This is a genomic window from Psychrosphaera sp. F3M07, assembly GCF_018860345.1.
Lineage (GTDB): Bacteria > Pseudomonadota > Gammaproteobacteria > Enterobacterales > Alteromonadaceae > Psychrosphaera > Psychrosphaera aquimarina.
This window is the reverse complement of sequence record NZ_JAHKPJ010000002.1, coordinates 99,163-124,933: the sequence shown is the minus strand read 5'-3', so window position 1 is coordinate 124,933 and position 25,771 is coordinate 99,163. Positions and strand designations below refer to the sequence as shown.

15 protein-coding genes are annotated in these 25,771 nt (G+C 37.3%); 2 read left to right on the top strand and 13 right to left on the bottom strand.

Features of this window, described 5'->3' with window-relative positions; translation table 11 throughout:
• Nucleotides 1–22 precede the first annotated feature (22 nt).
• Both KO505_RS00840 and KO505_RS00835 read left to right on the top strand, forming a co-directional pair.
• Nucleotides 23–442 carry a hypothetical protein gene (locus KO505_RS00840; protein WP_216053543.1) on the top strand — a complete coding sequence of 140 codons (420 nt, stop codon included), beginning with the start codon at nucleotides 23–25 and terminating at the stop codon, nucleotides 440–442.
• 13 nt (nucleotides 443–455) lie between these two features.
• A complete protein-coding gene (locus tag KO505_RS00835; protein WP_216053542.1) occupies nucleotides 456–956 on the top strand; it encodes a GNAT family N-acetyltransferase in 501 nt (166 codons plus the stop codon).
• Nucleotides 957–1,444: 488 nt separating this feature from the next.
• Here KO505_RS00835 and KO505_RS00830 read toward each other — a convergent pair whose 3' ends face one another.
• The 13 genes from KO505_RS00830 to prc all read right to left on the bottom strand — a co-directional run bounded on the left by KO505_RS00830 (nucleotide 1,445) and on the right by prc (nucleotide 25,771).
• Nucleotides 1,445–3,784 (bottom strand): lipopolysaccharide assembly protein LapB, encoded by a 2,340-nt coding sequence (locus KO505_RS00830; protein WP_216053541.1) that lies wholly within the window; start codon nucleotides 3,782–3,784, stop codon nucleotides 1,445–1,447.
• 165 nt (nucleotides 3,785–3,949) lie between these two features.
• Nucleotides 3,950–5,176, bottom strand: coding sequence for a phosphopentomutase (locus tag KO505_RS00825; RefSeq protein ID WP_216053540.1), 1,227 nt, complete (start codon nucleotides 5,174–5,176; stop codon nucleotides 3,950–3,952).
• Nucleotides 5,173–5,697: a cell division protein ZapC domain-containing protein gene (locus tag KO505_RS00820; protein ID WP_216053539.1), complete on the bottom strand. Its 525-nt coding sequence runs from the start codon at nucleotides 5,695–5,697 to the stop codon at nucleotides 5,173–5,175. Before KO505_RS00820 ends, KO505_RS00825 begins: the two co-directional genes overlap by 4 nt.
• 130 nt (nucleotides 5,698–5,827) lie before the next feature.
• Nucleotides 5,828–6,835 carry a quinone-dependent dihydroorotate dehydrogenase gene (gene pyrD / locus KO505_RS00815; RefSeq protein ID WP_216053538.1) on the bottom strand — a complete coding sequence of 336 codons (1,008 nt, stop codon included), beginning with the start codon at nucleotides 6,833–6,835 and terminating at the stop codon, nucleotides 5,828–5,830.
• 149 nt (nucleotides 6,836–6,984) lie between these two features.
• Nucleotides 6,985–11,811, bottom strand: coding sequence for an NAD-glutamate dehydrogenase (locus tag KO505_RS00810; protein WP_216053537.1), 4,827 nt, complete (start codon nucleotides 11,809–11,811; stop codon nucleotides 6,985–6,987).
• A gap of 284 nt (nucleotides 11,812–12,095) precedes the next feature.
• Nucleotides 12,096–14,417, bottom strand: a complete 2,322-nt coding sequence (locus KO505_RS00805; protein ID WP_216053536.1) for an RND family transporter — start codon at nucleotides 14,415–14,417, stop codon at nucleotides 12,096–12,098.
• Between the two features lie 4 nt (nucleotides 14,418–14,421).
• Nucleotides 14,422–15,438: a YCF48-related protein gene (locus KO505_RS00800; protein ID WP_216053535.1), complete on the bottom strand. Its 1,017-nt coding sequence runs from the start codon at nucleotides 15,436–15,438 to the stop codon at nucleotides 14,422–14,424.
• 129 nt (nucleotides 15,439–15,567) lie between these two features.
• On the bottom strand, nucleotides 15,568–16,929 hold the full coding sequence (locus tag KO505_RS00795) for a DUF1329 domain-containing protein (protein ID WP_216053534.1): 1,362 nt from the start codon (nucleotides 16,927–16,929) through the stop codon (nucleotides 15,568–15,570).
• Between the two features lie 15 nt (nucleotides 16,930–16,944).
• On the bottom strand, nucleotides 16,945–18,996 hold the full coding sequence (locus tag KO505_RS00790; RefSeq protein ID WP_216053533.1) for a DUF1302 domain-containing protein: 2,052 nt from the start codon (nucleotides 18,994–18,996) through the stop codon (nucleotides 16,945–16,947).
• Nucleotides 18,997–19,156: 160 nt separating this feature from the next.
• A complete protein-coding gene (locus tag KO505_RS00785; RefSeq protein ID WP_216053532.1) occupies nucleotides 19,157–19,384 on the bottom strand; it encodes a DUF2835 family protein in 228 nt (75 codons plus the stop codon).
• 2 nt (nucleotides 19,385–19,386) lie between these two features.
• Nucleotides 19,387–21,948, bottom strand: coding sequence for an aminopeptidase N (gene pepN / locus KO505_RS00780; protein WP_216053531.1), 2,562 nt, complete (start codon nucleotides 21,946–21,948; stop codon nucleotides 19,387–19,389).
• A gap of 115 nt (nucleotides 21,949–22,063) precedes the next feature.
• Entirely contained in the window at nucleotides 22,064–23,488 is a 1,425-nt protein-coding gene (gene nhaC / locus KO505_RS00775; protein WP_216053530.1) for a Na+/H+ antiporter NhaC, read from the bottom strand.
• A gap of 243 nt (nucleotides 23,489–23,731) precedes the next feature.
• Nucleotides 23,732–25,771 (bottom strand): carboxy terminal-processing peptidase, encoded by a 2,040-nt coding sequence (prc, locus tag KO505_RS00770; protein WP_216053529.1) that lies wholly within the window; start codon nucleotides 25,769–25,771, stop codon nucleotides 23,732–23,734.

The following is a 25,771-nucleotide window of genomic DNA, read 5'->3' as shown; positions in this document are numbered from 1 at the left end:
CTATCTAACATTTAGGAAGCTTATGGATACCGACTTACCTATCACCTTAACCACCAAAGGTTTATTTGAAGCCAACGATAAGAACTCTCAGTTCTTGATCAGTAAGTTAGAAGCTTGGCTTAACTTTAAAGCCTTAGGTGCTAATTGGTATGGGGATGAGAGTTTAGTGGTAAACATGAACTTTACTATTTTGCCAGAAAACCAATTTTTAGATTTGCAAGTCGATAGCGACAAAAACTGGATCCCTATTAATTTGCCAGGATTAACCGCGATCTATAATCACGATATGTCCAAACAGAGTTTCATTTGCATGATTATGTTCTCTAACGACGAGTTAAATGTCGCGATGAAAGACAGCTCTCAAGTCGAAAATACCTTTCAATTAAAATTAGCCGCTTGTGCAAATGTACTCGCGACTTATTACCATTTACCAGCTATTTAATTTTAGAGTGACCATGTTTAAACCAGTCATACACCAACAAGATATTGATCAAGTGGTTGAGTTAGCCCACATTATTTGGACTGAACATTACACGCCAATCATAGGCTCAGAACAAGTTGATTACATGTTAACTCACTTCCATTCCAAAGCTGAGATTAGTAAACAAATTGCCGATCAGAATTACCATTTTTACTTGATCATCCATAATGGTAAACCTGTAGGTTATTGCGGTTTTCAATTACAAGAGTCGGATTTATTTTTAAGTAAATTATACCTATTAAGTTCTGAACGAGGACAAGGATTAGGAAAATTAGCTACTAACTTTATTATCCAAACCGCGCGAGATCATCATAAAAGCAAAGTGTATTTAACCGTTAATAAATACAATCATGGCTCTATCAATGCTTATTACAAAATAGGCTTTACTAAAGTGAAAGAGTTGTGTGCGGACATAGGTGGTGGTTATGTTATGGATGATTATCAGCTAGAACTTAATTTATTAGCTGAAGCTTAAATTTGTATTCAACATCAACTTCTCAAGAGTTTTATCGAGTAGTAAATGATGTGATTGTAAAGAATATGAACTCCCCCTTATATTCCTCCTAAATCAGTTGATGCTGGGTAAAAAAATCCAATGCTTTCGATGAGTGAGCCGGACGAACGTATTTCATCGTTTACTAATAATGACCGCCATGATTTAGAGCATCAAGCAAATCTCTATCGAAAAAGTTCTCTACACGCCATAAACAGGTTTTCATGTAAATCAGGCGTAGAGTTAATATGTTTGAGAGACCTTTTCAATCAGGCTCTAATCAATGTAGATTATGGAATGGAGACAGTCCCTATAATCCAGAAATGTACCAGAATATAAGAGATATTTTTCGTGTCTTTTATAATTAATGCCAATTATCTGAAAAGTATAATGACACCCCAGCTATGAGAGTATGTTTAGCAAGAGGTGTCGTTGATATTGAAAAGTTAATTTATCTTCAACAAATACAATTAACTAAAGTCAATAGCTTCATTTTCAAACCAAGTTTTAAGTTCTGCTAAATCAGATTCATAATCTGGATTTGATAAAGCCCTAGAAACCCTTGAGTAAGTATAGCGACATTTACCTAATTTTTGTCTCATATGCTTATCTTTGAAGTGTGAAGGTAAAAGATCAAATGCTTTTCTCATATCACACAACGAAGATAGTGCTTTTACATATTCATTTGCACCAGCCAAATCGTCTGCTATCCGATAGTAAATCTGGATTCCTGTATCTAGAAACATTTTCATAAGGTGTTCATCCGTCTGAGAAATTGTTTTTTCAATCTCTTTTAATACATCCCTAGACTTATCAAATTCATGTTTGAACATGTAGCATCGCGCTAGTGACATAGCAACATATCCTGCGACTGAGTCTAGATCATATGCTATTTTGAAATGGGTCAGTGCATCGTCAACATTTTCTTCTTGGTGTAATAGAAATTTACCAAACCAATAATGGAGCTGAGGAGTATCTGGTGATAAAACTATTGCAAGCTCATATTGCTCACGAGCATCGTTCCAATTACCACTTTTTTGATAAAAATAAGCAAATACTCTTGCAACTTCAAAGTACTCAGGCGATAGCCTGTGTGCTTCCTGAAGAACCTCATATGCTCTATCATGTTTTCCATCATTCAAATACTTAATAGCATCGTGAAGCATCTTAACAACTATCCGATCCGATTTGTCTCTGAACTTTATATTAGACATGTGGTATTTATTATTTATTCTGTTAGACATTTGCTGTTCAAACAGGGAATTTAGCTTGTTTCGCTTTTGTTGTATGCTTTTTTGAAATGTTTGTGATGGCTTATGTTGTTTATTTAAATAAGCCCTAGCTAGTTCAGATATTTGGTATGTATTCTTAACACTAGAGCCATTAACTTTTGAAGCCTCAGTCAACATGTTTGTAGACATCAACTCTTGGATAGCTTTTTGTATTCTTAACGACTCAAATCCTGTCAAATAACTAAGTTCGGGTAGATCTCGGTATCCCGGAGCACATTGTAAGGCGGTAGTTAAATTTCGAGCATCTTCTGACAAATATTCATATACATTTGACATACAAAACTCTAGAAATAGATTTGAGTTTTGTAAAGCTACTTCCGGAGCAGCTCCAGCCTGAATCGAGCTGACGAACCACTTAATGTAACTAGGATTTAGGTGCATTCGATTAACATATTGCCTTAATATTTTTTCGTCTAATTTTGAAAGAGAGTTTACATTCCTCAACTTTGCTAATGATCTTAAAAACTGTGATGCATAAGATTCTTCAATACCTTGCAATTTTATTGGATACTCAAAAGCGCCAAGACCAATTCTTGATGTGATAACTATTTTACTACCGTTAGGTAACGAGCCAACAAAGTTTCGAATGTTATCATCTAAAATCGTTTCCAAATTATCAATAAATAAAACGATTTTAAAAGCAGATAGATATTCATTTATTTCTGAAAGATCTTGAGATGCCCCTTTACCTATGACGTTATCTGAGATTTCTTGAATAACACCTAGAGAGTCATTAATTGCACCTTTTATATCAATAATTTCATTGACAGTTATTTGTGTAGTCTTAGAAGTTACCCAGACAATAGCATCGAATGGTGAATCTGGTTCTTCTAGTAACTCATATGCTACTTTAAGCGCTAAAGCTGTTTTGCCTATGCCACCTTCACCTACTATTGAAATTACTGGGAAACTGCCTAAACATAGCTGTTTAACTTGCTGTACTACTTCATCTCGACCAATTAGACCAGTTTCATCGAAGTCTGGTAAAGGGAGATTATGGCTAATTGAAGAATCGTCATCATATGCCTTTATATCCATAGCTAGGACATAACTAGGATCATCCTTCAATAGAGTTAAAGTTTCACTTGTTGCATTCCAAAATGTACGATCTTCAGTAGTTAGTTTTTCACATAACTCAGAGACAAATGGCAAATCTTCAAAACTTAATGGGCGGATATGCATTACTCGATTTCTAATTGGAACGAGTATTTCAAACTTTCTTGTTAAAGATTTTACTTGGTTAGAAATATGTTTTGGAAACTTTTTTGGGTTAGCATTTATTGTTTGAAAAGTATCGCCCAAATCCCAATAATCAATCAACTCAGTAGTTTCTATATCACCAAATAATAGACCAATATCTTTTTCAAGACGGCCTTTTGATTTTGTAATTAATTCTTGATTAAAAGAGCCATCCTCAATTGTCAGTTCACCCATATGGGCTTTTATAACATTTCTTAAATCTTCTTCCATAGCGCTAATCAAAGCGTAAACAGTCATTCTGGTTAGGTTGAATGCCATAAATTATATTCCCTCTTAAGTTATACAGTTGACTTTACTCAATAAACGCCCTTGATTCTATCTATTTGTGTAACACCGAGATAAGGACTAGATCCACGTAACCGTATCGGCTTAATTACTGACTAAGGTTTTTTTATGTTTATAACTAATTAAAGTATTTTTCAGCTATTTAATAACAAGCAGCTTTAAAAATGATTGACCGTATTCCATTGCAGGTAAATTAAAGATATCCGCTATGGTTTGCCCCATATCAGCAAAAGTATCACGTTTACCTAAGTTCACTGGCTGCATATTTTTCTGATAAGCCAACATAGGCACATATTCTCTTGTATGATCTGTGCCTACCCAACTCGGATCACAACCATGATCGGCAGTGATCATTAAAATGTCGTCGTCATGTAAGTTATCTATGATTTCTGCTAAACGGGTATCAAAATACTCTAACGCTTCCGCATAGCCCGGTATATCACGTCTATGCCCAAAGTCTTGGTCAAAATTGACTAAGTTAGTGAATATAATCTGATTGGTTCCTGGCTTTTGCATTTGTGCAATCGTGGTATCAATTAACTGCTCTAATCCTGTTGCTTTGATGCTTTCACTGATCCCTTGATGTGCATAAATATCAGCAATTTTACCAATACTAGTGACTGAACCACCATTAGCGACTAACTTGTCTAACATAGTTGGACTAGGTGGTAACACTGATAAATCACGACGGTTACCTGTACGTTTAAACTCACTAGGTGTCTCACCCAAAAATGGACGTGCGATAACACGGCCAATATTGTATTTGTCTAATAACTCGCGAGCGACTTCACAAAAGTCGTATAAACGTTGTAAGCCAAAGTGCTCTTCATGAGCCGCTATTTGAAATACACTATCCGCAGACGTATAACAAATAGGCATTTTATCTTTTATGTGTTGTTCACCATGTTTGATTAAAATGTCCGTACCCGGCGCATGACAATTACCTAATATGCCTGCAACACCTGTTTTTTCAACTAACTCTTTGATTAGTTCCTCTGGGAAACTATTGGTTTTTTCAGTGAAATATCCCCAATCAAAAAGTACAGGAACCCCTGCCATTTCCCAATGGCCACTTGGCGTGTCTTTCCCTGTTGAGATCTCTTGCATATATCCATAAGCGGCTATTGGATCGGTTTTGCAATCTAACTCCATGGTTACGCCATTAGCTTCTTCACAAGCCGCTAACAAGCCTAATTTAGCTAAATTAGGCAAATGTAAGTCATGACCTTGACCACTTAATGTTAATTGTTTCATTTTTTCATATATATGAAAAAAGGTGTTGGCTCCGACATCGCCAAACTTTTCTGCATCTGCGCTACTGCCGACACCTAAACCGTCGGCTACTAATATAATTACTCGACTCATAATGTTAATAACTCAATATTTGATTTCTTTTCTAAACGGTCATTGTGTACTTTAAGTACTTGACCCTGATTAAACACTCGGTTGGAGTCAACTTGTTGTTTTTGTGATAATAGAATAATGGTAGATGTTAAAGGGTCGCTGTCTAACACTAAATAATAACCAAGCGTTAACGACTGTGTTTCCACTATATCACCACATTCAAAAGTCTTTTTATCTTTACTTAAGGTTTCAAAAAACCAACTTTTAGTCGCACAAGGTGTTAAGTAGTTACACGCTGCAGTCGCATTTATCGCAAGTGTAAACTGCGCTTCTTGATTTAAATTCGTTGTACCTAACAAATCACGAAATGCGCTATATAACTCAGCATCTTCTGTGGTAAATGCACATTGTGGTGACGTCAATGACGATACCTGTTGGCGACAAAAAAGTGTTGGAAAATGAATATCACTAGATAAACACAAAACAAGTTGTTCAGAATTTACATCTATTTTCCAATACCAATTGACCAAGTTGTTTTGCAAAAAACACCACCTAATTAAACTCTATTAACGTATCTAGTAAATTAATGTAACTGACTTGGTTACGCAATTCCAGCCATAACCAAAAACACGGCTAATCAAACTGAACTAGCGTGTAATCAGACATTACTATTTATAGATTATTCACTATCTGTTTTATCAACTTAGGTCCTTGATAAATGAAATTGGTATAAACTTGAACTAAGTTTGCACCAGCTGCCAATTTATCTTTAGCGGTTTGTGCATCGTTAATCCCACCAACACCGATAATTGGAATATCTGCATTGATCTGACGGATTTTACGTATTACTTCTGTGCTCATATCGGTTACAGGGTTACCACTTAATCCGCCCGCTTCTTCTGCGTGTTTTAAGCCTTTAACCGCTTCACGAGATAAGGTGGTATTAGTAGCAATAATGCCATCCATGCCTTCAGAGACAATACATTCAACAACTTGCTCAATTGCAACGTCGTCCATATCCGGTGCGATCTTAACTAACACAGGTACGTATTTGCCGTGTTCTTTGTTTAATAAAGTTTGTTGTTCTTTTACCGCTGACAATAAAGTATTCAACGAATCGCCAAATTGTAAATCACGTAAACCTGGCGTATTTGGAGAAGAAATATTCACGGTAATATAATCAGCATATTGATACACCTTTTGCATACAGATCACATAATCTTCATGACCCGTTTCATTTGGCGTATCTTTATTTTTGCCAATATTGATACCTAAAATTCCTTTGAAGTTAGATTTCTTAACATTTTCTATTAAGTTATCTACACCGTGATTATTAAAGCCCATTCTATTAATGATGGCGTTTTGTTCTGGTAAACGGAATATGCGAGGTTTTGGATTTCCCGCTTGCCCTACTGGCGTTACCGTGCCAATTTCAACAAAGCCAAACCCCATTTGACCAAATGCATCTATACATTCACCATTTTTATCTAAACCTGCTGCAAGTCCGACCGGATTTGGGAATGTCATACCCAATAACTCAACCGGCTTATCTTGTACCGTTTGTCTCCAAGCTAAGCTAAGTGGCGTGTTAGCAAATCGTTTAAAGCTGTTTAACGCAAATTCATGCGCCCATTCTGCGTCTTGGGTGAACATAAACTTTTTGGCTAATTCAAATAACATTCTAAGCATCCTTTGGATTTATAATTCGGAGTTAAAACAGAGAAATAAAAAAACGCCTCTGAATTAATTTCATGAGGCGTATTTTATAGATTTAGGCATTAAATTGTTAGTCAATTCATTGCCTATTTTTGGTCTGGTTTTGTGACCCTTTAAACTGAAGACTCACAGTGATGACTTAATAACATAAGTTCACGTAACGCCACGGAGAACTTAGCAAACTCATGACTATCTGAGGTTTTAAATTCAGCTAACATTTGATTCCAGCGGCCAAGAATTTGTTTAAATTCGGCTAACCAGTTTTCAAACATTTCTTCACTGTCTGTGCTCGTTTGATCAAAATGAAGGACAGCAGACGTTAACGCACGTTGCTGCCAATCTAGTTCTTCGCGGTAACTAGCACGAGCAAGGGCTTGCCAGTGATTTGCAACCGGTTGATTGGTAATTTGATCTAAGAACCAATGTAAACCAAGTTTAGCGCCTAATCTAAAGTAAAGTTTAGTCACTAAGTCTACATCTTTGTTCATACTTTGAGCCACATCCGCTATGTCCATTGCAGAGAAGATTGAACTTAATTGCGCAATATAAGCGGCCAATTCTTTTGGTGCGCCTTCTTTCACAAAATCACTTTCAGCTGCAGTTAGTTTCTTAGCTTCCGATTCAATTAAGTACTCTGGTAAATTAGTGCTTAATCGGTCAAACGTACCTTTATAGAACTCAATCGTTTGTTCTAAGCCCAGAGATTTATTTCTATGTCTTAGGAACCAACGCGCGGTACGACGAACGGTACGACGCATTTGATGCAACATTTCTGTTTGTACAATGGCCGGTATTTTATTGTCTAACGCTTCAATTTGAGACCAGTATTTTGGTAAGTCGAATACTTCACGTGCCATCATGTAACAAGTCAGTATTTCTTCAACTGAGGCACCCGTTTCTTCTTTCATTCGCTCAACAAAGTTTAAACCCATATCATTCACCACTTCATTAGCTAACTTAGTAGCAATGATCTCTTTGCGCAGTGGATGTTTTTGGATTTGTTCTCTGTAGTTTTCCTGTAACTTCGGCGGAAACGCTTCAATTAATAGGTTTAAGTAATATGGATTTTGATCAATTTCATCAATAGCAAACTGTTCTTTTAATACCATTTTACCGTAAGCAACTAATACCGCTAATTCTGGACGAGTAAACCCTTGTCCTAATACTTGACGTTCAGCAATAGCTTCGTCTGAAGGCAAGAACTCTATTTCACGATCTAACTTGCCACTTTTTTCAAGGGCGTGAATAAAGCGCATTTGCTCTTTTAACAAACTCGCGCCTTTTAATTCAGTAACTGAAATAGTATGGGTTTGACGGTAACAGTCTTTTAATACAATTTTAGATACGTCGTCTGTCATGTCATAAAGTAACTGATCACGATGTTTTTTGGTTAATTCACCTTCAGTAACTAACTGGTTTAACAATATTTTAATGTTAACTTCGTTATCTGAACAATCAACACCACCTACGTTATCAACGAAGTCGGTATTAATTCGGCCACCACTTTGTGCATATTCAATACGACCTAATTGGGTAGCACCTAAATTACCACCTTCACCAAATACTTTTGCTTTAAGCTCAGCACCATTGATACGAACTAAATCCGTTGCACGGTCGCCTACTTGAGCATCTGTTTCATATTTAGATTTAAGATAAGTACCGATACCACCATTCCACAGAAGATCAACTTCCATGGTTAACAAACCTCTGATCAATTCGTTAGGTGTCATGCTGATTTTTTTAGTACCCAACATTTTTTTCATTTCTGGCGTTAACGTAATAGATTTTGCACTACGTAAGAAAATGCCGCCACCGTTTGAAATCAGTTTTGTATCGTAGTCTTCCCAAGAAGAACGTGGCAAATCGAATAATCGACGACGTTCTGGATAAGATGTAGCTGAGTCTGGATTTGGGTCAATGAAAATATGCATATGGTTAAATGCACCTTGCAAGCGTATATGTTTGGATAACAACATACCGTTACCAAATACATCACCAGCCATATCACCTACAGCAACACAAGTGAAATCTGTAGTTTGACAATCAATGCCCATTTCGCGGAAATGACGTTTAACGGATTCCCAAGCACCACGAGCAGTAATACCCATTTTCTTATGGTCGTAACCAACACTGCCACCAGATGCAAACGCGTCCCCTAACCAGAAGTTATATTCTTCTGAAATAGCATTAGCGATATCTGAGAAGGTTGCAGTCCCTTTATCTGCCGCAACCACTAAATAGGTATCGTCTTCATCATGACGAACAACATCTTTAGGAGGCACAACTTCACCATGTACAATGTTGTCAGTTAAATCTAACAAACCTCTAATGAATGTACGGTAACACTCTTGCCCTTCAGCAAAAAAGGCATCTCGGCCGCCTTCAGTTGGCATTTGTTTACAAACAAAACCACCTTTTGAACCATTAGGAACGATAACCGTGTTTTTAACTTGTTGAGCTTTTACTAAGCCTAAAACTTCTGTACGGAAGTCTTCCATACGGTCTGACCAACGTAATCCACCACGCGCAACTTTACCACCACGTAAATGCACACCTTCAATACGAGGGCTATATACGAATATTTCAAATTTAGGTTTTGGTAATGGCACTTCTGGAATTAACGAAGGCAATAACTTAAATGAGATATACGGTTTTTCTGAACCATCGGCTGCTGCTTGGTAGAAGTTGGTACGTAACGTTGCATCCATTAACGTGATGTATAAACGTATAATACGATCATCATCTAAGTTACCTACGTTATCTAACTCAACTAATATCTCATCTTTAGTTTTGTCGTACTTTTTAACGCTGTCTTTATTTGGCTTAAATTTATGAGTAAATAACGTGACCAATTTACCCGCAATTTGAGGATAACGGTCAAACGTAGACTCAATATAACTTTGTGAGAATGTCACACCAATTTGACGCATATATTTTGCGTATGCACGTATGATTGATGCTTGGCGACCACTTAATTTAGCGCCTAGAATTAGACGGTTAAAACCATCATTTTCTAACTGATTACTCCAAACTGCGGCAAACGCTTGTTGGAATAATTGCTGTGTTTTTTCAAAGTCTGAGTTATCACCATTGGTTAACGTCATGGTGAAGTCCATGATCCAATGTTCACCGGTTTCAGTGGCAACGGCATATGGCGTTTCACCAATAACACGTAAACCAAAGTTTTCTAAAATTGGCAATACGTCGGATAAGTGAATTGGCTCATCTTTGTGGAATAAACTTAAACGAACGGCGTTCTTTTCAGTCGCTTCTTGTGAACGATAAAACAACATTTCCAATTTGTTATCATTATTTAGTTTTTCTAAATACGTAACATCAACCGTTGCTGTAGAAGGCAATACTGCCTCTTTGTAGCTTCTTGGGAAGGATTTATTGTAACGAGTAGCAAGTTCTTTACCTTTAGCACCACCAAACGTTTTCGTTAAGGCTGTTGCTAATTTATCGTCCCATGTTTTAGCCGCTTCTATCAAATTATTCTCGATTTCTTTCACGTTAATTTCAACATCTTGTTTATTAGCTCGAACAATATAATGTGTTCTCGCTAAAGGTGATTCTGAAAAGTAAGTAGTGAATTCAACTTCACCATCGCTGCCTATCGCTTCACGTAATATGTCTTGGGTATCTTTACGAAGTTTAGTGTTGTAGCGTTCACGACGAACAAACACCATACAAGAATAGAAACGACTATAGGTATCTTTACGAATAAATAGTTTCGTCATATCGCGTTCTTGCATCTGCAAAACACCCATGGCGACTTCGTGTAAATGTTCATCCGTAGCCTGAATCAACTCATCTCTAGGATAGGTTTCTAGAACATTTAATAGCGCTTTATAACCATGGGTTTCTTTGGCAAATGAGCTATTTTCAGTAATACGATTAATTTTTTCATTTAATAACGGAATGTCTTTAACACTTGAGTTATATAAACTTGCCGCATATAAACCAACAAATCGGTATTCACCAATTACATTACCTTGAGCATCTAATTTTTTAATCCCGATATAATCTAAATACGCCGGACGATGAACTCGTGATTGAGAATTGGTTTTAGTTAACACTAATAAATTATCAGACAACGCTTCAGCTCTGCCGGTATGTGATAACTCAGATAATAATCTGTCAGTACTTGGTCTATTTTTCATTAGGCCAAGAGAGGTATCGTCTATACCTTGAACTAAAGTGTCGCCTTTAACAGCAGACACGGCATACTCACGATAACCCATTAAAGTAAAGTTATGATCGGCAATCCAATCTAAAAACGCTAAGCTGGTTTTTAAATTTTCTTTATTGGATACTTTTGATTTTTTGACTTCATTGATACAAGCAGCCAACTTCTCTTGTATTGGTTTCCAATCTTGAACTGCAATACCAACATCATCAAGTACTGAGGCTAACTCTTTGGTTAAAGAGCTTAATTGTTTTTTATCGCCTTGACGGTCTATTTCAATCAGAAATACAGTTTGCTGATGAGTACCAGTGCCCGCTTTTAAATCGATGAATTCAGTTACTTGGCCGCTTTTATCTCTATTCACTTTTACTGGAGTATGTAATAACAAGTGCGATGTGATTGATAAACGGTTTAACGCCATACGAACCGAGTCAACTAAAAACGGCAAGTCATTAACCACAATTTGCACTATGGTGTGTTCTGACTGCCAACCGTCTGCGCCTAGTTCAGGATTAAATACTCGGATAACAGGCTCATCTTCAAATGCCTCGTTAAAAGCATTAAATAGACTAAGAGATGCGCCGTACAAATCTACGTCAATTCGTCTATCTAAATCTTCCGACGCCATGTTTTCAAACAAGCGTGAGGCAAAATCTTCGACCAATTTTTGACGTTCGGCGGGTAACTTCTCATTTATTAATTTGGCGACGTTCTTAAGGATCACCGATGAGGAATTACGTAATAAGGTCATTACAGTTTCCTTTTTATTATAAAACTTATAATTATTGTTGAATTGACGAACTCAGTCTTCATACAAACAGGCTTAACGCCCAGTAAAATGATGAATTACCCTCAGTTTAGACCTATTTATTAAATTAGAGAAGTAGATTATGACTGGTAGTAACACTAAAGAATTCAATAGATTAGTTAGAAATCAAAAGATATGCAGAGGGGGTAAATAAAAAAGCGGCTTTACGCCGCTTTTTAATATATTTATTCACAAAAAACTAAATAAAATAATCACATTTTATTTGTTTACTTTTCTTTACGCCAAAGAACAGATGCCAAAGCAGGCAAAATAATGACGGCCCCCAACATGTTCACTAAGAACATAAAGGTTAACAATATACCCATATCAACTTGGAATTTAAGCGCTGAGAATACCCATGTACTTACACCTATTGCTAAGGTCAATCCAGTGAATAATACAGCACTACCACGCTCTTTAAGGGCTAAGAAATAACTTTGCGTTAAGCTGTTACCATTTCTTAATGCATCAATCATGGTGGATAGAATATAAATACCATAATCCACACCAATACCAACACCTAAGGCAATAACTGGCATGGTTGAAACCGTTAATCCAATTTCTAAGTAAGTCATTAATGCTTGGGCTAATGTCGAGACCACAAACAATGGCAGTACTACAGCAACGGTGGCTTTAACAGAACGGAAACTAATTAAACATAATATAATCACCGCACCATACACATACCAAAGCATTGGCACTTGAGCGGCTTCTACGGCTTCATTCGTTGCTGCCATAACGCCTGCGGCTCCTGATGCCAGCATAAACTTAACTTGGTCAGTTTCCATTTCAGATTTAGCCGTTTTGATTTCAGTAATAATACGTTCAATCGTTTCAGCTTTGTGATCTTCTAAAAACAATACGATAGGCATCACACTACAGTTACGGTTTAATAACCCAGTGCTGGTTTCAATACGAGCAGTCGATTGCACTAATGTCGAGCTATTACGTGGCAATGAACGCCATTTTAAATTGCCTTCGTTGTAACCAGTATTAACGACTTTCGCAACTGTCGATAAACTAATTGCTGACTGAACCCCTTCTACGTTACTTAAACGCCATTGGAACTGGTCAATCAAGTCCATGGTTTGATGGCTGGTACAATCGAACGTTTTTTCGTCATCTGGATTATCATCATGGATCTCAACAATGACTTTTAGAATGTCGGTTGAAATTGCATAACGATCGGTAATTAAAAACGTATCTTGGTTATAACGGCTTTCTTCATGTAACGAAGGAGCGCCCGCTTTCATATCGCCAATTTTCATCTCTTGGCTTTTAACCCAACCAAATCCATATAACGCTGCGGTAATGGCTAAAATAATTGCTGCATTTTTAGGTTTAGTTACACTAGACATGGCACGCCATAAATGGTCGTGACTGTCGGCGGGCAGCGCTTTGAATCGCTTATCAAAATCAATATAAGACGCTAATACCGGCATTAAAAATAAGTTGGTAAAGATGATAACTGCCACACCTAAACTGGCGGTTATTGCCAACTCTTTGATTATCCCTATATCAATAGTTAATAGCGTTAAGAAGCCAACTGTGTCAGACATTAACGCTATTCCACCTGGGATTAATAAAGTACAAAAGCTAGCGCTACAGGCTTGTTTCGCGGTAAAGCCTTCATGTACTCGTTTACCAATGGAGTTAATCATTTGCACACCATGGCTCACACCGATAGCAAAGACTAAAAACGGTACCAAAATAGACATAGGATCTAATCCAAACCCTAAGGTGTTTAACATACCCAACTGCCAGATTACAGCAATAATAGAACACACTATTGGTAATATTGTTAATACCGTTGAGCGGATAAATATCCAAACCATTAACGCAGTGATCACAATGGCCACTGCAAAAAACATAACAACGTCTTTTGCACCTGATGCAACATCACCAATCATCTTAGCGAAACCAATGATGTGTATTGATGTTTTATCATTTTCGAACTGACTTCTTATCTCAGTTTCTAAACGTTGTGCTAAGGCGATACTGTCAAGTTTTTCACCTGTATCTGGATTGGTTTCCAACAATTGGCTAGAAACCATTGCACACGAATAATCATCCGCAACCATACGTCCGATTATTCCTGCTTTTTCAATATTTTGTTTAACTTGTTTTAAACCAGCTTTGTCTGCTTGGAAATCTGCAGGAATAACTGGACCACCGGCAAAACCATCTTCAACCACTTCGATAAAACGTGTAGATGGTGAATATAATGAAGATACTAAGGTTCTATTAACCCCAGGAATAAAAAATAATTGATCATGAACGGCTTTTAAAGACTCAAAAAACTCAGGGTTGAATATATCCCCTTCTTTATCACACACCGAAATGTAGATAGAGTTTGCGCCACCGAAATCAGCACTATGTTTAACATAGGTTTTCATATACTCATGGTTGAGCGGAATATTTTTATTGAATGAAGCATCTAAGTGAATATTGGAAGCTTGATAACCTAAAACCAACGTTATCGCTGTAAAAATACCAATAACAAAGGCTCGTTGCTTGAATAAGAACTGCTCTATACTTTTAACAAACATCTATTTAATCTCTTGCTTTATTTGAAGTGAATTCGCTGGTAGGGACTTTTTTGATGCCCGCTTCTGTCGCTAGATATACAAAGTTATTTAGTACAACACCTGCCATTACCGCTTTACCATCATCGAGGACATAATTGTTAATTACTTCATTATCTAAGGTATAAAAAACATTTCCAGAATTAGCGAAAAAATACGTAACCTGGCTATCTTTGAAGGCTGAGTTGATGGTTGCTTTAACCCCGGTGTTTAATAAGCGCCAAGATTCACCGTCGTCTTCACTTTTAAACAAATTACCGCGTAATCCGGCTAATAATAATGAGTCTTCCACTTTAACTATGGAAAAATAAGAACCAAAATAATCAGTTTCAATTACCTGCCAATCTGCGCCATTTACATCACTGTTTGCCAAAAAGCCTGCTTCACCTGCGATATATAACTCTTCACCTATCACATTGATGCTATTGAAATGCGGCAGCATATATTGTCTTTCTTTAATGTAGGTATCTGGTTCGAACTCTTTTAATTCTTCTAAATAAAGTCGATCGTCTTCAATTAATAATTCATCTTGAAAAGAGTCCTGCCATGTTTCTCCTGCATCTGTCGATTGCAAGAACAAGCCGTACGCCCCAACAGCAATCACATTATTATTCAGGACTTTAATATCTAGTAATGGTTTATCAAGCTCTGGCTGGTAATTCACAATTGACCAGTTTAAACCACCATCTGTGGTTTTTAATAAGGTTGCATCGTGACCAGTTACAAAACCAACATTATCGTTTTTGAAATCAATGGACGTTAACAATACATTGACAGGAACATTGGCTTGTTGCCATTGCTCACCATCCTCAGAAATTAAAATATGCCCTCTTTCACCTACCGCAACCAACTTAGAACCCGCAAGCGTAATATCTGTCATTAGTTGCTTTGGCGCTAATTTTGATTTCATTGCGGCTGTAGGTTGTTGTGCAACAGCGGTAAATACTGTACCAACAAGCATAATTGAGAGGATATTTTTAAACATTGTATTCAACATAGGTGACTTCATAGATTAATAACTTTTGATAAATAGTGCGTGATAAATAATAACGAGGTATTGAAATAAAGGACAAATAAAAACGGTTGGAAAATCCAACCGTTTTTATATAACGAGTTACTTCCCTTCTCGCCTTAACGCAGCTGGTGTATACATTCTTTCTTGCTGCTCAGTCTGGAAGTCATACATATCTTCCTGATTATCTAGACCTATCGCGATATAACGACGTGAATTTAAATCATAATAGACTTCTAACGTACTCCAATGTGTTGGGATTTCATAGTAATTAATACCATAAGCCACAGCTACACGATATAACTCATCACGATTGTCGTACATGTCGGCAATTGATACCTGCCAGCTATCTTCATCAATATAGAACACACGTTTTTTGTAAACATGGCTAATACCGTCTTTAAGTTCAGCTTCCACTTCCCAAACTCTGTGTTTTTCCCAACGAACAACGTCCGTTGCAATATGCCCAGGTTTGATAATGTCATCATATTGTAATGAGTCACTGTGCAGTTTGTAGCTGTTATAAGGAATTAATATTTCTTTTTTGCCTTTTAATTTCCATGTATAGCGATCTGGTGCGCCGTTATACATATCAAAATCATCTGTTGTACGAAGACCATCAGCTGCTGATCCTGGTGCATCATATGCAACATTTGGCGCACGACGAACTCGACGTTGCCCAGCATTATAAGTCCAAGCTTGACGAGGTTGTTTTATTTGGTCCATTGTTTCATGAACTAATAGAGCGGTACCTGCTAATCGAGCTGGCTCTGTGATCTTTTGTTTAAAGCGGAATAAGATATTGCTTTCTTCCAACTCTTTTGCCGTTGCATCAGGCTTAGAGTAATCAAGCATTATCGATTCATCAAATCCAATATAAGTGTAATCACCATCTGCTGTAGGTACAGCTTGTCCGCCGTTACGTATGGCAGAAACACCACGGTAACGTAAGATATGGTTCCAAATAACTTCTAAACCGTTAGCTGGTACAGGGAATGGAACTCCAATCGCCGCGCCTTTAATACCATTACCGTCTTGTACAAGTTCTGCAGTAGTCGCATTCGCTTTAGTTGCATCATAAACATATTTTGGATATGACGCTGTACGGCGAGTCTGGTAGACATCTAACTTATAAGTATCTGGGTAGGTTGCAAGCATTTTACTTACACCTGGTGTTAATAAATCTTTATATTGTTCTTTGTTCGCATTAGTAACGGTATAAAGTATTTTATCTCCTGAGAATGGGTCAGGATGATGCATACCCGGAGTATATCCAGCCGGAGGGGTAGTAATACCGCCATTCCAAGCAGGGATTGAACCGTCAGCGTTGGCCGCTTTTACTGCGCCCATTGGCGTTAACTCGCCACCAAGTTTTGCAGCTTCTTGAGAACTAATTTTTGCACTCGCGCCAACTGATGCTAATGCAAAAGTTAGTGCAGAGGTCAATAAGGTGATCTTTTTCATAGTAAGTAACATCCCTTATAGTGAATATTTAATATTGAAAGAAACAAAGTCACGATCGGCCATTTGGTTAATCGTACCAACGCCATCCCAAAATGCATTATAGGCCATACCAAATGAAACATTTTGGTATTCAATGTCCATAGACATGCTAATTGACTTTTTATCTTCGTGGAAAAGGAATAATGGATCTGGTGTTATACCATCAACATCGTGAGAAAAAATAACCTTTGGTTTTAAATTAAACGAACCAAATACACGGTTAAGTTCACCCGCTAAAACTAAACGGTAACCCCAAGCATCTTGCGTTGGGAAGTTTGGTTCAGGATCAACACCATTTTGCACACCAGCTAGAACACCCGCTGAAATATCATCAGTGGTAGCGCCTGAACGAGCAGTCCCTGGAGCATTAAAACGAATTATATCGTGATCTGGGAAATCATTAATAGTGATGTAACCAAATTCAGCCACACCATTTAAGTTATCTAGACCTAATGTAGGACCAAATGACTGTATTAGTGTGAATTGGGCTTGAACTGAGTCTACTAAACAATAACCATTGGCCGTCGCACCTGGTTGAACGCCACCTAAAGGTATATCACAACCTTCGATTTCGTGATCTCCCATTTGAGAGATACCCGCTAATTCACCACGTAAACCTGCATTAGCTAATTGCTCCGGCATAGCAGCAAATAACAACTCAGCATCATCAATTTGAATAGGTTCATCTTGACGATAAGATATTTCACCAGATACCGCAGTCGTACCAACTGTGGTGTTAAAGCTGAATCCAAATAATTGAATATCTTCAGGGAAATATACAGCAGCTTTAGTAAAGGCATTTAATGAACTGATATTATCAACACTTACACCTTGAGTCGCTATCGTCGTTAAATCTTCCATAATAGCGGCACTAGTAAAGTCTGATGCACCACCAGAGATTAATGGGCGACGACTATGGTAGTTAATGTAATAAAAACCAAATTCTGTGTAATTTAGATCTTCAGCAAACCAACCTAATTTAACACCAAACTGGCCTGAATCTTTCGCTTCTTGATCTAAGTCCGCGGTTCTTAGTGCGTATTTTGTTGGGTATGCTAAATAAGCACTTCCAGCAAGTGCTGGATTAGCAGCAATTAAAGGTTTTATATCGTTTAGTTGGCTAATTAATTCCGCACGGTTCATGTCAGGGTTTGACGCAAAGTTTAATTGCACGCCATTTAATGCCCCACCGGCAGATATGAAATCATTAGTAGAGAAATAAGTGCCTGATACCGCTAAACGCGATTCTTGCCATTCATATTGATAGAAAGCTTCTAATGATAAGCTATCAGTTAAGCCAATATTAGCCCAAACCATTCCGGTTGGAATAAAAGCTTCTTTTAAATCTGAACCCGGAGTTTTTAGTCGAGCTACGTCAACAGCACCCACATTGATACCATGAGGGATAAGTGTGCTTTCACCCCAAGATAAAACTTGTTCACCAACTTTGATTGAAATTGGTTTATCAGCTATTTCAAAGTTTGCATAAACGTACATATCCAAGAAACGGAAATCTTCACAAGCTAACTCTTTAGCTTCTGAATCAACACAAGGATCAAAACTAACGCCAGAAACTGGATCTTTATAACCAATTCCTTCAACAGCAAAATCTTTATAATACATAAAACGTACAAATGCGCCGTAACCGTCGCCATCGATACTTAAATCATGTAAACCTTTGATAACTTGTGAAAATGCTTTGCCTGGATCGTAATTTAAGTTTGATAAATCACCATTCGTTGAATAAGAGCCGTAGGTAGGCCAAATTTCAGTATTGGCGTATTGCGGTGCAGTGGCTTTATAACCTGACCAGTCGAACAACTGATTGTTAGATTTACCAATCAGACTAAAATCTCTATCTTCAATACGGTACGACGCACCAGCAGAGAAAATTGAATCAAATTGTATATCAAAATTACCAAGTTCAAAACTTGCTGCATGACCGCCAAAAGATTGCATAGCAATGATTGCTGAAGCAATACTTGTAACAAGTGGTTTTAAAGCAGACTTTTTCGCCCCTCTAGACATATTTTTCTCCCCTTGTCCTCTCAAGATTATTTTTTATATTTATAAGTGAGGATATTAAGCTCATCGGATGAGCGTAATTGTCCTAATAATTACACCATTTTAACAAGCACGCAAGCGCTATATTTAATTATTATTAGAGTATTTATTCCGTAAAATACCGTTAGTTAGAGAGTTTTTGCAAAGATTTAAATTTATTATTGGATTCAAGTTCAAGTTCGAACAATCCGTTGATTCCACTTGTGGTTACAAAAGAACGAATATGCTCTGCAGGAAACTGGATTCGTTGACCGGTATGAGCAACTACTTGTATCGATTTATAAAACCCTTCGTAGTATTGACGACACTCTGCCGGCGATAATGTTAAATAAAATCTAAATTTACGTGTCATAACTAACCTAACGCAGAACTCACTTTTTCAAATAAATCTTTAGATAAATCTAAACCATTTAATTCATCTAATTGTTGTTTCATCAATGCACTTCTTGTTGGCTCGTAACGTTTCCAACTTAATAATGGCGATATCATTCTTGATGCTAATTGAGGATTTAATTTATCCATCTTTTTCAATAATTGAGTCAGGAATTTATACCCTTTCCCGCTGTCATCATGAAATTGCTCAGGGTTTTGCATAACAAAAGCCCCATACAAGGAACGAACACGATTTGGGTTTTTATCTGAAAATAACGCATGTTCTGACCATAATTGCATTTTCTGATAAACGTCACTTACAGGTAATCGAGCAATAGCTGATGTCATTTTATCAAACACTAATACGTTACCTTTAAATTCTGCGTCCATTTTTGCTAATAGTTGCTCTAATAAGTCTGATGAATAGACTCTAGCAGCTTCTAGCGCTGATACTTTTTCAGTCATATTTGTTGAGTTTAAGTATACCTGGCGGATAATATCTTCCACTTCAGCATGGTCGCTATACGATAAATAGGTTAATAACACGTGTTTTAAACGACGTTGGGCAACATGACTTTGTACATACCCATCTTCAATATTCTTAAGCCCAGATAACAAACGGATAAAAGCTGGGAATAAAGAAGCGATAACTTGCTGTGTAATTGCCGTTTTAACCGTCAATATATGTGCAGGGTCGATGACATCAAACGTTTCAGCAATACTGGTGTAATTTGGTAGTGTTAACAACTCAGCTTTAATTGACGGTGCGATATCGTCATTGTTGATTAGATATTCAATGACATCAATTAAACCTTGTGAATCGTCACTTTTCCCATTGATTTGTTGCAACCATAAGGATTGCATCGAATCCCAACGGCAGAACTCATCAGTTGCATATTTTACTATATGAATAAGCTGTGCTTGAGTCAGCTCTCTTTGAACTTTAACTGGTGCTGAAAAATTCTCAAATAAAACTAATGTTGCAGGGGCCGTACAATCAAATGTAAACGTTTGCTTTCTCTGATTAAAAATAATCGTACCGCGCTCTAGGCTTTGCCCCCCTTCATTCGCTATCAATTCATATTTCACTGGGATCACTAACGGCTTGTGTTGCTCTTCAGGTGGTCGTGTTGGTAATGATTGCGATAATGTTAATTCAATACCTTTGTCTGTCTTACGTTCTGTAACAACGACACTTGGGGTTCCAGCCTGTGAGTACCAATTTTGAAATTGAGTTAAATCTTTGTTGTTTGCATCTGCCATCGCAGAAACAAAATCATCACAAGTGACGGCTGTGCCATCATGACGTTTAAAATACAAATCCATGCCAGCCCTAAAACCAGACTCTCCCAATAGACTGTGCATCATGCGAATTACTTCAGCGCCTTTGTCATAGACTGTCACTGTATAAAAGTTATTCATCTCTATAACCTTTTCAGGTCTTATTGGATGTGCCATTGGACCTGCATCTTCAGCAAACTGCATGGTTCTAATGATGTTCGCATGGCTTATACGTTCTAATACTTCACTGCCCATGTCGGCACTAAATTGTTGGTCACGAAAAACCGTTAGTCCTTCTTTAAGGCTTAACTGGAACCAATCGCGGCAAGTAACACGATTACCCGTCCAATTGTGGAAATATTCATGCCCTATAACCGCTTCTATCCCATGATAATCAGGGTCTGTTGCTGTATTTAAATCGGCCAAAACATATTTACTGTTGAATACATTCAGTCCTTTATTTTCCATCGCGCCCATATTAAAGAAATCGACAGCAACAACCATGTATTTGTCTAAATCGTATTCCAGTCCGTATCTTTGTTCATCCCATGCCATCGACTTGATCAGAGATGCCATTGCATGATGGCCTAAGTGTAAATTGCCTTTATCTACAAATAACTCTAAGTCTACTTTGCGGCCTGACTGAGTAACAAATTCATCCGTTAATAAATCAAAGTCGCCAGCGACTAAGGCAAATAAATAACTTGGTTTCGGGTGTGGGTCATGCCATTTCACCCAACTGATTTGTTGGTTAGTTTCATCATCTTCAGACACGACACCTGAATCAACGAGGTTACCGTTTGATAACATGTGCGGATATAACTCAGCATCAGCAAAAATAGTAACCGTAAATACTGACAATACGTCAGGTCTATCCAAATAAGGGGTAATACGCCTAAAGCTTTCAGCTTCACATTGTGTACAAAATACCCCGGCCGATTTATACAAACCTTCTAATGCTGTGTTGTTAATAGGATCAACAATGACTTCAATTTCTAATTCAAATACTTGTTGTTGAACATCGATAAACAGTTGCTCTTGTCCAACCTTAAATTCAACCATAACCCCATCTATGGCGACACTTAATACTTGTTTCACCTGGCAATCTAATACAAGTGGTCGATTATGAGAGCCATTTCGCTCCACGTTTAATTTACTGCGTACTAAGGTCTTTTCATCATCTAAATTAAAAAACAATTCTGTTTCTGGAATTAAGAAATCTGGACGTTGATAATCTTTTAAGTATTTTGCTTCAGTAGTCATAGAGGTCACTTGCAGGAATTTGAACGGTAAAAACGTTTAATGAGAAAATCAATTAAACGGACCAAGTTTACTTATAAGATAAGCAGTTGGCACTGCTTATCTTATAATTTCAGATTTATTTTTTTAAAACTTTAAAACCCATATACGCAAATGCGATTGCCAAAACAGGGTTTATTAAATTAAAGAACGCAAACTGCCAATAATCCAATGGACTAACCAATAAAACACCAGCCATGTATGCGCCACATGTATTCCATGGAATTAATGCACTGGTAATTGTTCCACCATCTTCTAATGCTCTAGATAAATTAACGTTATCTAACCCACGGCGTTCATACTCTTCTTTGTACATGCGGCCAGGCATAACAATCGACATATATTGATCGGCCGTAATTAAATTAGTGCCAAACGCAGTAAATATGGTTGAGGTAATTAATGAGCCTGTTGATTTAGCGGCTTTTAAAATTCCTTGTACAAATACAGCCAACAAACCTACTTTTTCCATTACCGCACCAAACATCAATGCCGTCATAATCAACCAAGTAGTGTTCAGCATGCTAGACATACCACCACCGCTTAACAACTTGTCCATAACATCATCACCCGTGGTTATGGAGAAACCATCAAACATCGCCGTCCAGATAATAGATATATGGTCAATCAGCAAAGTACTATTAGCAATATTCGCCAATAGCTCTTGTTGGAATATAAATCCCCATACGGCACCAATTAATGCACCGATGAAAATAGAAGGAAACGCTGGCAGCTTCTTAAGTGCCATGATAACAAGTAGGACTAATGGAATTAGATTAAACATAGATACGTTGTAATTAGCTAAGATGATATCTTGCACACTATCAACCGATACATTAGCAGCCACACGATCTTCGGTAAAACCTAGAATGGTAAATAAAATTAAGGCAATCACAAACGAAGGAACCGTTGTCCATAACATGTGACGAATATGGCTAAACAAATCACTACCAGCTACTGCTGGGGCTAAATTTGTAGTTTCAGATAAAGGACTTATTTTATCACCAAAGTAAGCACCAGATATTACCGCACCAGCAGCAATTGCAGGCTCTGCGCCTATACCATTTGCAATCCCCATTAGCGCAACACCAATAGTGGCCGCTGTAGTCCAAGAGCTGCCAATACTCATTGCCACGATTGCACTTAATAAACAAGCTGCAACATAAAACCAATCGGGGCTTAATATTTGTAAGCCAAAATAGATTAATGTTGGAACCGTACCTGACAATAACCAAGTACCAATCAAAGAACCAACCGCTAACAAGATGAAAATTGCTCCCATGGACACCGAAATACCATGGATCATGGCGTCTTCAATTGCCTTCCAAGTGAGGCCATTTTTTAAACCGATGATACTGGCAACACCAGCCGCTAGGATTAAAATTATTTGATTGGGACCAAACGAACTATCACTACCGTATATAGCAACCGATACCGCTAATAAGATAACCAAAAATAGCACCGGAATAAGTGCATCAATAAAACTTGGTGATTTAACTGATTTCAAAACTTAAGTCCTTCTAGACATAATAATTATATTAATAACATGATGAAGGGCTCATCATTTACTAATTTATGTATACCAATACCACAGATTTTAATGTGGTCAAACAGTGTGTAAAACTAACGTCGATTGAAAGTGCCTTGTTTGTAAATATTAAGGCTTGTTTCATCTCATCGCCTGTTACACTTTTTTGTTTTAATACCAAAAAAGCAGCCTCTGGGGCTGCTCTTTAATTAACTATTTTGTTTATTTTACAACTTTTGCAAATTGCCCAACTGAGATTAAGTCTGCAATAATTTGAGCCGCTTCTTCTAAGAATGGATCTAACTTATCTAACTCTTTAGGTGTATCTTCATCTAGCGATTCTACTTTTTCTAAACCTAAACGGGTTAAACGTTCATTAAGTCGAGCTAAGTTTTTAGCCTTATTCTTTTCTTTTTCAGCCAAACGTACTTTTTCATTAAGTGAGATAAAGTTACGTTCTTTTTCTTCTTTGTATTCTTCGATATCGTTTTTCAAATATAAGAATTCAGGCTCAGATTTAATTCTAAGGTTATGACGCTCTGTTAGTGCATTCACTTGTGATCTAATTGAAGGCGTTGGTGAGTATTGCACAGAACGGATATTGTCCCAAGGTAAAGCATTATCCATTTGACTTTCGCCCCATTCAGGTGACTCTATCGCCGACGGAAATAGAATATCCGGCACTACACCTTTATGCTGCGTGCTACCACCATTGATACGATAAAACTTAGCTATGGTATATTTCACCGAACCCAGTTTTTTATCAAAACGGTCATACATTTTCTCTAACGGTTTAAACTGCTGAACCGTGCCTTTACCAAATGTTTGCTCACCAACAATTAACGCTCTACCATAATCTTGTAATGCAGCAGCAAAGATCTCAGAAGCGGAGGCACTATATCGGTCTACTAATACGGTTAACGGACCACCGTAATAAGTAACACCATCGTAATCCCCTCTTACGTCAATATTGCCAACGCTATTACGTATTTGAACAACCGGACCTTTATCGATAAATAAACCGGTCACTAATGAAGCTTCAATTAATGAACCTCCACCATTACCACGTAAATCGACAACAATACCGCTTACGTTTTGATCTTTTAACTTTTTAATTTCAGTTTTAACATCGCCAGACACATTATTGTAGAAGCTTGGAACGGTTATCACGCCAATTTTACTATCTATAGAACTCGTAACCGGTTCAAATACATGCGAGTCAACTGACTTATCTTCTAAGTAAACTTTATCTCTGATTATCGCCACTTCTTTAGAGTTAACACCGGTATTTTCACCACGGACTATTTGCAGTCTAACTTCTGTGCCTTTTTTACCTTTTATTAACTCAACAACTTCATCTAAACGCCAGCCGACTATATCAACATAATCGTCTTTGCCTTGAGCAACACCAATGATTTTGTCTTCTGGTTTTAATTTTTCAGTTTTATCAGCCGGACCACCTGGGACTAAACTGCGTATGACTGTGTATTCATCAACCGGTTGTAATACAGCGCCAATGCCTTCTAACTCAAGGTTCATATCGATATTAAATCGGTCAGAGCGACGTGGTGATAAATAGGAAGTATGTGCTTCAATGCTAGTAGCAAATGCATTCATGACTAATTGGAATGCATCTTCACTTTGTGTTTGTGATAAACGTCGTTTGGCGTTGGTATATCGCTTAGTTAACGTTTCTTTTATTTGCGGAATTTCTTTGCCAGCTAGTTTTAAGTTTAATGCGTCATACTTGGTTTTTTGACGCCAAAATTCATCTTGCTCAGCAACCGTTTTAGGCCATGCGGCATCTTCGCGGTCATAATAAAACACATCGTCTTTTTCAAAATCCAACTTGCTGTCGAGTACTTTTATAGAATAATCATAACGTTCAATACGTCTTTTGATAGACTCTTCATAGATCTCGAAAGCAAATTGTAATTTACCGGCTTTAATTGCGTCATCAAATTTATATTGATATTGGGCAAAATTATCTAAGTCTTTTTGTAGGAAGATACTTTTGTTGTAATCCAAGTTTTCAATAAACTTTTTATACACTTTGGCAGACAGTTCGTCATCTAGCTGTGTTTTTTTATAATGATACCTTAAAAACCAAGAGGTCATTCTTTTAGAAGCTGTTTCATGTTGAGCTTCTTGGCTTAATTTGGGTGTATCAAATGTCTCATTTTCAATAGATGCGTTTATGGTAAATGACGCACATAACGATACTAATAAGGGTAATGTAAAAACACGCTTAACTATCTGCAT

Coding starts and splice junctions, on each gene's coding strand:
- KO505_RS00840 (WP_216053543.1), top strand. CDS start 23: ATGGATACCGACTTACCTATCACCTTAACCACCAAAGGTTTATTTGAA.
- KO505_RS00835 (WP_216053542.1), top strand. CDS start 456: ATGTTTAAACCAGTCATACACCAACAAGATATTGATCAAGTGGTTGAG.
- KO505_RS00830 (WP_216053541.1), bottom strand. CDS start 3,784: ATGGCATTCAACCTAACCAGAATGACTGTTTACGCTTTGATTAGCGCT.
- KO505_RS00825 (WP_216053540.1), bottom strand. CDS start 5,176: ATGAGTCGAGTAATTATATTAGTAGCCGACGGTTTAGGTGTCGGCAGT.
- pyrD (WP_216053538.1), bottom strand. CDS start 6,835: ATGTTATTTGAATTAGCCAAAAAGTTTATGTTCACCCAAGACGCAGAA.
- KO505_RS00810 (WP_216053537.1), bottom strand. CDS start 11,811: ATGACCTTATTACGTAATTCCTCATCGGTGATCCTTAAGAACGTCGCC.
- KO505_RS00805 (WP_216053536.1), bottom strand. CDS start 14,417: ATGTTTGTTAAAAGTATAGAGCAGTTCTTATTCAAGCAACGAGCCTTT.
- KO505_RS00800 (WP_216053535.1), bottom strand. CDS start 15,438: ATGTTTAAAAATATCCTCTCAATTATGCTTGTTGGTACAGTATTTACC.
- KO505_RS00795 (WP_216053534.1), bottom strand. CDS start 16,929: ATGAAAAAGATCACCTTATTGACCTCTGCACTAACTTTTGCATTAGCA.
- KO505_RS00790 (WP_216053533.1), bottom strand. CDS start 18,996: ATGTCTAGAGGGGCGAAAAAGTCTGCTTTAAAACCACTTGTTACAAGT.
- KO505_RS00785 (WP_216053532.1), bottom strand. CDS start 19,384: ATGACACGTAAATTTAGATTTTATTTAACATTATCGCCGGCAGAGTGT.
- pepN (WP_216053531.1), bottom strand. CDS start 21,948: ATGACTACTGAAGCAAAATACTTAAAAGATTATCAACGTCCAGATTTC.
- prc (WP_216053529.1), bottom strand. CDS start 25,771: ATGCAGATAGTTAAGCGTGTTTTTACATTACCCTTATTAGTATCGTTA.